General features: G+C 59.1%; 11 protein-coding genes. All 11 read left to right on the top strand.

Annotation, left to right across the window (positions count from 1 at the left end):
• Nucleotides 1-18: 18 nt before the first annotated feature.
• The 11 genes from LG203_RS08795 to LG203_RS08745 all read left to right on the top strand — a co-directional run bounded on the left by LG203_RS08795 (nucleotide 19) and on the right by LG203_RS08745 (nucleotide 12675).
• Entirely contained in the window at nucleotides 19-981 is a 963-nt protein-coding gene (locus LG203_RS08795; protein ID WP_230345430.1) for an ABC transporter permease, read from the top strand.
• A gap of 6 nt (nucleotides 982-987) precedes the next feature.
• Nucleotides 988-1902, top strand: a complete 915-nt coding sequence (locus LG203_RS08790) for an ABC transporter ATP-binding protein (protein ID WP_230345429.1) — start codon at nucleotides 988-990, stop codon at nucleotides 1900-1902.
• A gap of 4 nt (nucleotides 1903-1906) precedes the next feature.
• Complete coding sequence (locus tag LG203_RS08785; protein WP_328486812.1) at nucleotides 1907-2677, top strand: creatininase family protein; 771 nt, start codon at nucleotides 1907-1909, stop codon at nucleotides 2675-2677.
• A 63-nt stretch (nucleotides 2678-2740) separates the two neighbouring features.
• The gene (gene glnT, locus LG203_RS08780) at nucleotides 2741-4105 is read left to right on the top strand and encodes a type III glutamate--ammonia ligase (RefSeq protein ID WP_159355956.1); all 1365 of its coding nucleotides are present in this window, start codon (nucleotides 2741-2743) and stop codon (nucleotides 4103-4105) included.
• A gap of 96 nt (nucleotides 4106-4201) precedes the next feature.
• Entirely contained in the window at nucleotides 4202-4675 is a 474-nt protein-coding gene (gene nikR, locus LG203_RS08775) for a nickel-responsive transcriptional regulator NikR (RefSeq protein ID WP_013441780.1), read from the top strand.
• Between the two features lie 26 nt (nucleotides 4676-4701).
• Entirely contained in the window at nucleotides 4702-5430 is a 729-nt protein-coding gene (locus tag LG203_RS08770; protein WP_230345427.1) for an urea amidolyase associated protein UAAP1, read from the top strand.
• Complete coding sequence (locus LG203_RS08765; protein ID WP_230345426.1) at nucleotides 5427-6089, top strand: urea amidolyase associated protein UAAP2; 663 nt, start codon at nucleotides 5427-5429, stop codon at nucleotides 6087-6089. Before LG203_RS08770 ends, LG203_RS08765 begins: the two co-directional genes overlap by 4 nt.
• Nucleotides 6090-6231: 142 nt before the next feature.
• A complete protein-coding gene (uca, locus tag LG203_RS08760) occupies nucleotides 6232-9858 on the top strand; it encodes an urea carboxylase (protein ID WP_230345425.1) in 3627 nt (1208 codons plus the stop codon).
• Between the two features lie 3 nt (nucleotides 9859-9861).
• Nucleotides 9862-11250, top strand: coding sequence for an allophanate hydrolase (atzF, locus tag LG203_RS08755; RefSeq protein WP_230345424.1), 1389 nt, complete (start codon nucleotides 9862-9864; stop codon nucleotides 11248-11250).
• Nucleotides 11247-11666 (top strand): allophanate hydrolase-related protein, encoded by a 420-nt coding sequence (locus LG203_RS08750; protein WP_230345423.1) that lies wholly within the window; start codon nucleotides 11247-11249, stop codon nucleotides 11664-11666. Before atzF ends, LG203_RS08750 begins: the two co-directional genes overlap by 4 nt.
• A gap of 127 nt (nucleotides 11667-11793) precedes the next feature.
• On the top strand, nucleotides 11794-12675 hold the full coding sequence (locus tag LG203_RS08745) for a TorF family putative porin (RefSeq protein ID WP_230345422.1): 882 nt from the start codon (nucleotides 11794-11796) through the stop codon (nucleotides 12673-12675).
• Nucleotides 12676-12725: the final 50 nt, after the last annotated feature.

Below are 12725 nucleotides of genomic sequence, written 5' to 3'. Positions count from 1 at the left end.
AGGCGCAGGGAGAAGGTTATGGGTTCCAATTGGTTTGCAGTGCGGCAGGAGTTGACGCCAGAGCGTCGCAAATTCCTGGCAATTGCATCGTTTCTACTGCCTTTGCTGGTGTGGGCGCTGGTCAGCTATGTGCCGTTTATCTGGCATCCCATGGTGAAGGTGACTTCGCCGGGCGACGTGGAGTATTTCCAGGTCGACATGCTGGTCAACAAAGTGACCTTCGAGGAAGAAACGGCCACCATGCAGGAGGAGGGCAAGCAACTGCCGCTGGGCGTGCCCTCCAACCCCATTTACCTGCCGCCTCCACATAAAGTGGTGGAAGCCTTGTACACCGCTTTCACCACACCACCGGTGCAGCGCGACGGCCTGTGGTTGCACCAAAGCCTGTGGCAAAGCATACAGGTGATTTTCTGGGGCTTTGTCATCTCATCGCTGGTCGGGGTGCCGCTCGGCATCCTGGCGGGCACCTACAGTGCAGTATCGCGTTTGTTTGAACCGTTTATCGAGTTTTTCCGCTACCTGCCCGCCCCGGCGTTTGGCGCCCTGGCCGTGGCAGTGCTCGGTATTTACGATGGCCCCAAGATTGCCATCATCGTGATTGGTACCTTCTTTCAACAGGTGCTGATCATCAGCAACACCACACGCAAACTGGATTATTCGCTGCTGGAGGCCGCCATGACGCTGGGCACCAGTCGCTGGAAACTGCTGCGCCATGTCGTGATCCCGGGCGTGCTGCCCGAGTTGTATCGCGATCAGCGCATTCTGCTGGGCTGGGCCTGGACTTATCTGATCGTGGCCGAACTGATCGGCACCTCGTCCGGCATCACCTGGTTCATCACGCAGCAGGCACGCTATGAGCACTTTGAAAACGTGTACGCCGCTATTTTGATTATCGGCATTATCGGTCTTGGGACGGATATGGTGCTGGCCCGCCTGGGCAAGCGTCTCTTCCCCTGGGATAAACCGGCGAACAAGGAGTAGGCCGTCATGCAAGCAAATACAGATCAAATCAGTTACCTGACCCAGTCCGAAGCCGTCAAGGCGCGCTTCGACAAGCTGAAACAGCGCGAAGTGATCCTGGAAGTGAAAAACCTGACCAAGGTCTACCGCGGCGCCAAGGGCGAAACCACGGCGCTGAAGGATGTCAGCTTCAAGACGCATCGCCGGGAATTTGTCTGCGTCATCGGGCCTTCCGGTTGTGGCAAGTCCACCCTGATTCGCACGCTGGCCGGCCTGGAGAGCTACACCAGCGGCGAAGTGCTGCTGGATGGCAAGCCGGTCACCGGCCCCGGCCGCGATCGCGGCATGGTGTTTCAGGGCTACACCCTGTTCCCATGGCTCAGCGTGAAAAAGAACGTGATGTTCGGCCTGGAAATGAATGGCATGCCCTCTGAAGAAGCCTCGCGTGAAGTTGCGCTGTGGCTGGAACTGGTGGGCCTGGAAAAATTTGCCAATGCCTATCCGCATGAGCTTTCTGGCGGCATGAAGCAACGTGTAGCCATCGCTCGTGCCCTGGTCAACCAGCCGCGTATCCTGTTGATGGATGAACCGTTTGGCGCGCTGGATGCGCAGACTCGCTGCAAGATGCAGACGCACCTGCTGGAGATCTGGCGCAACATCGACATCACCATCCTGTTCATCACGCACGATCTGGATGAAGCCATCCTGCTGGCAGACCGCATTCTGGTGCTGAAAGCGCATCCGGGTGAAGTGCAGGAGCTGATTGAGGTCTCGGTGCCGCGTCCGCGTAGCCCCGATCAATTGTTCACCCCTGAATTCATTGCCACCAAGGCGCGGCTGGAGGAGCTGATTCATCCCCCCGCTGAGCCGGTGGATGAAGACGCGGTCTCCGTGCCCAGTCGCATGATTCGCTTCGTCAATGTTGCCGATAACGTGGAGTAAAGAAATGACGATGCAATGGTCTGAAACCACCTGGGATGAACTCCCCGCCAAGCTGGCTGCGGCCAGCGGCACTGCCATGCTGCCCATAGGCGCGACCGAGCAGCACGGCCCGCACATGGGCTGTGGCATGGATTACATCCTGGCCGATATTCTTTGCCGAGAAGTGGCGGAAACCACTGGCGTGCCCATGCTGCCGACCATGCCCTACGGCTGCTCGGTAGGGCATAGCCGTCGCTGGCCCGGCACCATCGCCCTGAGCCCCATCACCCTGATCAACCTGGTGAAGGAGATTGGCGACTGGGCTTACCACAGCGGTGTGCGTCGCCTCTTTATCATCAACAGCCATGTCACCAACGCCGCGCCACTGCGTTGCGCGCTGGAAATGCTGCGCAGCGAGCACGACGACATGATGGTGGCCGTGATCAATACCGCCACCATGAGTCCGCGCGTCAAGCAGTTCCACCATGCCGATGGCGATGACTGGCATGCCAACGATGCCGAAACCTCGCTCATGCTGGAAAAAGCCCCGCATATCGTGCGCACCGACAAACTCACGCTGGCCGATGATCCGGACCGCACCGATGACCTGGTGTTTGCGCATCCGGTGAATCGCACCAGCCTGAATGGCGTGACCGGCCAGCCCAGCATTTCCAGTGCCGAAAAAGGCGCGGAATGGTTTGCCTGGATGGTCGAGGATTTATCCGAATTGATACGCCGCGGTCAGGCCGAACAGCCACCGCTCCCCCATTCCTATTTCAGCCATGCCGCTGCCTGAGACGTCAGGCCCGGCACAGCAAAACCGCAGCACCCTAATCCGATTTAATTGAAAGGTATGTATATGTCGAAGTCGACTGCAGAAATTGCCACGATCCAGAACGAGCTCAAAGCCAAGGGCGTCAAGTATTGCATAGGCGCTTACGTGGATATCCACGGCGTGCCCAAGGCCAAGGTGGTGCCGATTGATCACCTGCCACAAATGGCCGCTGGCTCCGAGCGCTACACCGGCTACGCGCTGGATGGCCTGGGCCAGGCACCAAGCGATGATGAACTGACCTCGGTTCCTGATCTGGACCATATCATTCCCTTGCCATGGGAACCAAAAGTGGCCTGGATGCCGGCTGACAATGGCTTTCAGGGCGAGCCCTATGCGCTGAACACCCGCGTCGCACTGAAAAACGTGCTGGCACAGGCCGCTGAAATGGGCTTTGGCATGAACCTCGGCATTGAGTGCGAAATTTACCTCTTGAAGCAGGAAGCCGATGGCAAGCTGTCCATCCCTAACCCCGACGACAAGCTGGTCAAGCCTTGCTACGACGTACGTGGCTTTATGGATAACTTCGGCTGGCTGGACAAGATGGCAACCGCCATCAACGACCTCGGCTGGGATCTGTATTCATTTGACCACGAAGATGGCAACAGCCAGTTCGAGTTTGACTTCAACTACAGCGATGCGCTGACCATGTGCGACCGCTTCACCTTCTTCCGTTACATGGCCAAGCACTACGCCAAGGAAGAGGGCCTGCTGGCCACCATGATGCCCAAGCCGTTTGCCGACAAGACTGGCACCGGCGCGCACTTCAACATGTCGCTGTACGACCTCAAGACCGGCAAGAACCTGTTTGCCTGCGACCCCAAGGATGATCCACGTGGCCTGGGCCTGACCACGCTGGGCTACCAGTTCATTGCCGGTATCCTCAAGCACGGCCCGGCCCTGTGCGCCGCCTTTGCGCCTACGGTCAACAGCTACAAGCGCCTGGTGCGCCGCGGTGCCATGAGCTACTTCAGCTGGGCGCCGGTGTTCAACTCCTACGGCTCCAACAACCGTACCAACTCGGTACGCGTGCCCATGGGCGGCGGTCGTTGTGAATCCCGCAATGCCGATGGCGCCGTCAACCCTTATCTGGCCGCCACGCTGGCATTGGCCGCTGGGCTGGAAGGCATACGCGAGCAGCTGGATCCAGGTGCACCGAACGAAGACAACCTGTACGCCATCAGCGAAGAAGAGCGCATGGGCCGTGGCATTCAATTCCTGCCGCAAACCCTGCAGGAAGCGGTTGAGGCATTTGCTGCGGATCCGCTGGTAGAAAAAACCCTGGGCAAGGAGTTGCGTGACGAGTTTGTCACCTACAAGAGCCAGGAATGGGAAACCTACCACCTGACCGTGAGCCAGTGGGAAATTGATCGTTACAGCTACATGTTCTAAGCCAAGGTGTTGACGGGGCAGGCTGCAAGGCCAGCCCCGGTCTGCCATGATGGCGCCCTAAGTCGCGCCAAACCGGCAAGTCACACAGGAGGAAACATGAACGAGAAAAACAAAAAGGCACCGGTGAATCGCATCAGTATCTCCTTGCCGGATGAACTGCATGCGGAACTTGATTCCATGGTGATTGAGCGTGGATTCGAAAGCCGCTCGCAAGCCATCAACGACATGCTGCGCCAGCATCTGGCCGAGCATAAGCGTGAAAAAGGCAACGAGGTCATGGTGGGTACCATCACCATTCTTTACAACAATGGCACGCGCGGCCTGCAAAAAACCATTGCGGATTTGCAGTACCAGCATCTGGATGAAGTCATCAGCTCGCTGCACGTGCATCTGGCCGATAACCAGACCATGGAAGTGATACTGGTACAAGGCCCGGCACTCACTGTGCAGGCCGTGGCGAATGAGATCATCGCGCTGCGTGGCGTGATTACCGGCAAGCTGCAACTGATGGGGGCGGTTATCCCGCCGTTACATCCGATGACGCCCAAGGCCCGCAAGGCGGGGCAATAACGCGGAAAAAAGACAAGGACAAAAGCATGAGTGCTGTATTTGAACCTGCTGCCGTGCTGTGGGAGGAAACCATCCCCGGCGGCAATCACTGGTCGGGCCTGATACGCCGTGGCACTGCGCTACGTATCACCGATCTGGAAGGCGGGGCCAACCTGGCCGCGCTGTTTTACAACCCGGAAGACAAGCTGGAACGGTACAACATGCCGGATTCGCTGAAGGCGCAGCATACGGCGTACCTCACCACCGGCAATGTGTGTTATTCCGACATGGGTCGCGTCATGTGCTCTATCGTCGGCGATAGCGTGGGCTGGCACGATACCTTCTGCGGCGTGACCGATGCCGTCATGATCGAAGCCCAGTATGGCAAGGCCACCTTCCAGACCCACCGCAATGCCATGCACCGTAGCGGCAAGGATGGCCTGCTGGTGGAGCTGGCGAAATATGGCATGGGCAAGCGCGATCTGGTCGCCAATGTCAATTTCTTCAGCAAGGCGGTGCCGGATGACAACGGTGCGCTGAGCTTTGTCGCCGGGCATAGCAAGGCGGGCGATTATGTGGATGTGCGCTTCGACATGAATGTGCTGCTGGTGCTATCCGCTGCGCCACATCCGCTTGACCCTGCTACCGAATACAAACCGGCGGCCGTGAAACTGTCTGCCTGGTATGCCGGCGCCGCTGCACCCGATGATGTGTGCCGCACGCAATGCGAGCAAAACGCCCGCGGCTTTATCAACACGGAAAGGTATTACCTATGAGCCAGATGCTGACCGAAAGCCCATTGGATACGCGCAACGCCGTGCTGGATCAGGTATGCGATGCCGGGGACCCCTGGATGGCCGAAGTGAAAAAGGGCCAGATATTCCGTATCCTGGACCTGGAAGGCAACCAGGCGGTGGATACGCTTTTTTACAGCGCCGCTGATCCCGAAGAGCGCTACAGCGCGGTGGATACCATTGCCCGCCAGCGCCAGCTTTACCTGACTACCGGCTCGGTACTGTATTCGAGCGAAGGCCGGCCCATGCTGACCATCACCGCGGATACCTGTGGTCGCCACGATACCCTGGGAGGGGCCTGTGCCGCCGAGAGCAACACCGTGCGCTATGCCCTGGAAAAGCGCCCCATGCACAGCTGCCGCGACAGTTTCATGCATGCGCTCAACCATTGCGGCTGTGCCATGCACCGGCACATGAGCAAGCGCGACATCACTGCCAACATCAATTTCTTCATGAATGTGCCGGTGACCGCCGACGGTCATCTCAAGTTTGATGATGGCATCTCCGGTGCGGGCAAATACGTGGAAATGCGCGCCGAAATGGATGTGGTGGTGCTGATCTCCAATTGCCCGCAATTGAATAACCCCTGCAATGCCTATAACCCAACGCCAGTTCGCTTGCTGGTATGGGATGCCGTCTAGGCCACCACGCAGAAGCTGGCATGCAACCTGCTAGAGAATGACGGATACAACGGTCAGTTAGTGTCAGCCAACTGAATCAACCGCTCACCGGGACGGCCCGGTGAGATCTATACCCAGCGGGACGGCCCGCACAAGGTTAGTCATGTTTCAAAAAGTGCTTATTGCGAACCGCGGCGAGATCGCTTGCCGCATCATTCGTACCCTCAAGCAGCTTGGTGTCCGCTCTGTAGCCGTCTATTCCGAAGCCGATGCCGGTGCACGCCATGTGCTGGAGGCGGATGAGGCCGTCTGTGTCGGCCCGGCACCTGCCGCCGAGAGTTACCTGAATATTCCCGCCATCCTGCAAGCGGCGCACCAGACTGGTGCACAAGCCATCCATCCGGGCTATGGCTTTCTGTCTGAAAACCCCGGCTTTGCCGAAGCCTGTGAAGCCGCAGGCATTGCCTTTATCGGCCCCACGCCACAACAGATGCGTGACTTTGGGCTCAAGCACACCGCCCGCGCACTGGCCGAGGCCAATGGCGTACCGCTGCTGCCGGGCACCGGCCTGCTGGCAGATGTCGCCGAAGCCCGCACGCATGCCGCACGCATCGGCTATCCGGTGATGCTGAAGAGCACGGCAGGTGGCGGTGGCATCGGCATGCGCCTGATCTGGGGCGAAGAGGAACTGGCCGAAGCCTTTGCCTCGGTGCAGCGCCTGTCACGCGCCAATTTCAAGGAATCCGGCCTTTATCTGGAAAAATACGTCGAAGCCGCCCGCCATATCGAAGTGCAGATTTTTGGCGATGGCGCAGGTCATGTGGTGGCGCTGGGCGAGCGCGATTGTTCGGTACAGCGCCGCAACCAGAAGGTGATAGAAGAAACCCCGGCGCCCAATATCAGCGAGGCGATACGTCAGCAGCTGGCCGCGACCGCCGTGCGCCTGGCCAGTGCCATCGGCTATCGCTCGGCGGGCACGGTGGAGTTTGTCTACGACAATGCCAGCGGCGATTTTTACTTTCTGGAGGTCAACACCCGGCTGCAGGTGGAGCATGGGGTGACCGAACTGGTAAGCGGAGTGGATCTGGTGGGCTGGATGATCCGCCTGGCCGCAGGCGAGCGCGACTTTATCGCTGCCTATCAGCATCAGCCACAGGGCCATGCCATTCAGGTGCGTGTGTATGCCGAAGATGCCAACAAGCAGTTCCAGCCCAGTTCAGGCGTGCTGACCGAAGTGGTGTTCCCCTCCGATGTGCGGGTGGATGCCTGGGTAGAGCAGGGCAGCGAGGTTTCGCCGTATTACGACCCCTTGCTGGCCAAGGTGCTGGTGCATGCCTGTGACCGCGCTGCTGCGGTGCACTCCATGCAAACCGCGCTCGATCAGACCCGCCTCGCCGGGATTGAAACCAACCTTGAGTACCTGCGCCAGGTGCTGGCCGACAGCATTTTCCCGGCCGGGCAACAGACTACGCGCTACCTCAACAGCTTTGTTTACCGTCCGCACACGCTGGATGTGCTGGATGGCGGCGTCATGAGCACCATACAGGATTACCCCGGCCGTACCGGCTACTGGAATATCGGCGTGCCGCCTTCCGGCCCCATGGACCATCTGGCGTTCCGCTTTGCCAATCGCCTGGTGGGCAACGCCGAAGGCATGGCGGGCCTGGAAATCACCCTGATCGGCCCCACGCTGAAATTCAATACCGATACCGTGATTGCTGTGACTGGCCCCGCGCTGGCATTGACACTGGATGGCGAGCCGCTTGCCCTGTGGCAGGCGCATGCCGTCAAGGCGGGCAGCACACTCTCCATCGGCAAGCTGGGCGACCTGGGGTGCCGCGCTTATCTGGCAGTGCAGGGCGGCTTTGATGTGCCGGATTACCTGGGCAGCAAATCCACCTTTACCCTGGGCCAGTTTGGCGGCCATGGCGGCCGCGCCCTGCGCGTAGGTGATGTACTGCATCTGGGCAAGCTGGCTGCGGCGGAAACCGCGGTCACCGTGATTCCGCCCGCCCTGCGCCCGCAATACACGCATGAATGGCAGATCGGTGTGCTGTATGGCCCGCATGGCGCGCCGGATTTCTTTACCGACGACGATATTGCGATGTTCTTCTCCACCGACTGGGAAGTGCATTACAACTCCAACACTACCGGCATCCGCCTCATTGGCCCCAAGCCGCAATGGGCGCGGCAGGATGGCGGTGAGGCAGGCTTGCATCCCTCCAACATCCACGACAACGCCTATGCGATAGGCAGTGTGGACTTTACCGGCGACATGCCGGTGATTCTGGGGCCGGATGGCCCCAGCCTGGGCGGCTTTGTCTGCCCGGCCACCATCGTGCAGGCTGAGTTGTGGAAAATGGGCCAGCTGAAAGCGGGCGACAAGGTGCGCTTTGTGCGCCTCTCCCAAGCACAGGCGCGTGCGCTGGAAATCGCGCAAAACGCCATGCTAGCTGATCTGGCGACCGCCACTGCGCCGCTGGCCTTGCCCGCCTCCGACCTTGCCCACACCACAACCCCCATTCTGGCCACCTTGCCTGAGACGGCAGAGCGCGTGGCCGTGGTATACCGCCAGGCCGGTGATAAATACCTGCTGGTGGAATACGGCCCGCTGGTGCTGGACCTCAACCTGCGTTTCCGCGTGCATGCCCTCATGCAGGCACTGGAGCAGGCCAACGTACCCGGCATTATTGATCTCACGCCCGGCATACGTTCGCTGCAGGTGCATTACGACAGCCTGCGCCTGCCGGTGGAGCAGTTGCTGACCACCTTGCAAACCCTGGAAACACAACTTCCTGCCATCGACGAAATGGAAGTGCCGACCCGCATCGTGCACCTGCCTTTGTCCTGGGACGATGCGGCTACCCAGCTCGCCGTGGAAAAGTACATGCAATCGGTGCGCAAGGATGCGCCGTGGTGCGATGTGGCCTCCGGCCATGGCAGCAATATCGAGTTCATCCGTCGCATCAACGGCCTCGATAGCATTGAGGATGTGAAGCGCATCGTGTTCGAGGCGAGCTATCTCACCCTGGGGCTGGGCGATGTCTATCTGGGCGCGCCTGTCGCCACCCCGGTGGATCCGCGCCACCGTCTGGTGACCACCAAATACAACCCGGCCCGCACCTGGACGCCTGAAAACGCCGTGGGCATTGGCGGCGCCTATATGTGCGTGTATGGCATGGAAGGCCCCGGCGGTTACCAGTTTGTCGGCCGCACCCTGCAGATGTGGAACCGCTGGCGTGCCACGGCCGACTTCCCGCAGGGCAAACCCTGGCTGCTGCGCTTTTTTGACCAGATCCGCTTTTACCCGGTCAGCGCGGAAGAACTGCTGCAAATCCGCGAGGATTTCCCGCGTGGCAAATTCAAGCTCAAGGTGGAAGAGCAGGTATTCCGCCTCAAGGATTACAACGCGCTGATTGCCGCTGAAGCCGCCACCATGATCGCGTTCAAGGAGCGCCAGCAAGCCGCATTTGATGCCGAGCGCGAGCGCTGGATTGCCAACGGTCAAGCCAATTACAGCAATGATGAGTCGGCAGCGAGCACGGTGGCGGAAGACGCGCTGCCCGACGACTGCCGGGCCGTGGCCGCCCATGTGGCCGGCAACCTGTGGCAGGTGGCGGTGAATGTGGGCGATACGGTCGCGGCGGGCGATACGCTGGTGATTATTGAATCCATGAAAATGGAAATCGCCGTGGTTGCCCCCTCAGCCGGAACCATCAGCCATGTGTTGTGCCAGCCGGGCAAGCCCGTCAGTGCCGGCCAGACCCTCATTGCCATTGCAACGGAATAAATCATGACCACATTCGATCTGCAAATCCCCAGCCTGCGCGAGCAATACCGCACAGGCAGTCTCACCCCCTCGCAACTGGTGCGGCAGCTGGATGCCGCCATGGGTACGGAAGACCCGCACCGCATCTGGATTCATCGCCTGCCGCTGGCGCAGCTGCTGTCGTACGCCGAGGCGCTGGAAGGGCGTGACCCTGCCAGCCTGCCGCTGTATGGTATTCCGTTTGCCATCAAGGACAATATTGATCTCGCCGGGGTACCTACCACCGCCGCCTGCCCAGAGTATGCGTACACGCCAGACCAGCACGCCACCGTGGTGCAGCGGCTGATCGATGCCGGGGCGATTCCCTTGGGTAAAACCAATCTGGACCAGTTTGCCACTGGCCTGGTGGGCGTGCGCTCGCCGTATGGCGCCTGCCATAACAGCATAGACCCGGAGTATATTTCCGGGGGCTCCAGCTCAGGTTCGGCCGTGTCGGTGGCGCTGGGCCTGGCAAGTTTCAGCCTGGGCACGGATACCGCAGGCTCAGGCCGCGTGCCGGCAGCATTCAATAATCTGGTTGGGCACAAACCCAGCTGCGGGTTGCTTAGCACCCGTGGCGTGGTGCCCGCCTGCCGCACGCTGGATTGCGTGTCCATCTTTGCGCTGACGGCACAGGATGCCGCCAGTGTGCTGGATGTCGCCCAGGGCTTTGATGCTGAAGACCCGTATTCGCGCGAGGTACTCACCGCAGGCAAGCCCTTGCCCGAGCATGGCTTCCGCTTTGGCGTACCGCGTGCCGATCAGCTGCAGTTTTTTGGTAATGCGGAAACGCCAGCCTTGTTTGACGCTGCCGTTGCCAAACTGGTGGCGCTGGGCGGGGTGGCGGTGGAGATCGATTTCACCGTATTTTTGCAAACCGCCCGCCTGCTGTATGAAGGGCCATGGGTGGCTGAACGCTATGCCGCGATCCGTGAATTCATCGAAGCCAAGCCGGAGGCGCTGTACCCGGTCACGCACAAGATCATCAGCGGCGCGACACGCTTCAGCGCCGCCGATGCCTACAGCTTCGGCTATCAGCTCAAAGCATTGCAACGCAAGGCTGCCGCCGTGTGGGATGACCTGGACATCATCGTCACCCCGACGGCGGGCACCATTTACACGATTGCGGAAGTCGAGGCCGACCCGGTACAAACCAATTCCAACCTGGGCTATTACACCAATTTCATGAACCTGCTGGACCTGTCGGCCATTGCCGTGCCCACGGGATTCCAGGCCAACCGCCTGCCATTTGGCGTCACTCTGTGTGCGCCTGCTTTCCATGACGAAGCCCTGCTGGAGCTCGCCGCCCGTATGGAAGACGCAGCCCGCACGCTGGGTGCCACCCCTTTTACCCGCAAGGAGCTATCCGCATGAGTGAAAAAAACATGAATACCGCCATGATCAAAGTCGCCGTGTGCGGCGCCCACATGAGCGGCCTGCCACTCAATCCGCAACTGATGGCATTGGGCGGCGAATTCGTCGAGAAAACCCGTACCTCGCCTTATTACAAGCTGTTCAAGCTGAATGGCTTCACCCCCGAGCGGCCCGGGCTGCTGCGGGTGACGGAGGGCGGTTCGGCGATTGCACTGGAAGTCTGGCAATTGCCGCTCACTCATTACGGTGCCTTTGTCGCCAGTGTGCCTGCGCCCTTGGGCTTCGGCACGCTGGTGCTGGAAGACGGCTCGCAGGTGCAGGGTTTTTTGTGTGAAGCCTATGCCACCGAAAACGCCGTGGATATCTCGGTGTGCGGCGGCTGGCGTGCCTGGTTGTGCAAAAAAGAGACAGTCTGAGGCTGGTGTGGCTATTTTGCCAAAATGGGATAGTGCGATGTTTTTTAAAGGAGGATTATCAAACCCAAGACGCGATTGTGACGTTTGTTTTTTTATCTCTATTCATTCATTAAATAAGGGGATTGTGATGTTGAATACACCTGTAAAGAGCCTTGTTGCGCTGATGTTTGCTGCAGGCTTTGCTGCTCCTGTTTTTGCTGCTGATGAAGCGGCCGCACCTGCTGCCGAGTCAGATTGGACTTTTCCAAGCACCATCGGCTTTGTTAGTGATTACATCTTCCGTGGTCAATCACAGACCTGGGGCAAGCCAGCGGCTCAGCTGAGCGTTGAGGCAGACCACAAGTCTGGTTTGTATGCTGGTTTCTTTGCATCGAATGTGTCTGATAAGTGGCTGCCAGGTGCCAATCTGGAAACCGATATCTATGCTGGTTTCCGCAACACCATTCCTAGTACTGAAGTTGGCTACGATGTGGGTGCCATCTACTACATCTACCCTGGTGCTGACTGGGAAGACTCTGCTTTCAACCCACCAATCTATCCAGCTGGTACCACCAAGGCCAATCGCCTGAATACGCTGGAAATCTACGGCTCGCTGACTTATCAATGGCTGACATTCAAGACCGGTATTACTGCCACTGAATACTGGGGCTGGAACACCAACAACTCTCCTGTTAATGGTGGTTTTGCTGGCGACCTCAGCGCAGGCGTGACTGGTAGCACCAAGGGTTCGTACTTCTACGAGCTGGATGCTGCCTATGAAGTGATGCCAACCTGGAACCTGTCAGGTCAAGTCGGTCATCAAGTGATCAACAACTCGACCGGTCTGGACATCACTTACTACAAGGCGGGTGTCACCAAAACCTTTGACAAGGGCTGGTCTGTCGGTGCCTTCTACTCCGGTACCAATGAACCTGATGCCTACAAGAACTTCCTGAGTCTGGAAAACACGGTATCCAAGTCGGATATCGCCAAAGACAAGTTCTTCGTTTCGATCTCCAGAGCATTCTAATGCTGGTCAATACGGCGGCTGAGGCCGCCGTATTGGTTTTTCACGTCCAT

Origin of the sequence: Methylovorus mays (assembly GCF_020531915.1) — a bacterium.
Taxonomy (GTDB): Bacteria; Pseudomonadota; Gammaproteobacteria; order Burkholderiales; family Methylophilaceae; genus Methylovorus; species Methylovorus mays.
The sequence above is the reverse complement of the archived record's forward strand: the minus strand, read 5'-3'. Positions and strand labels throughout refer to the sequence as shown.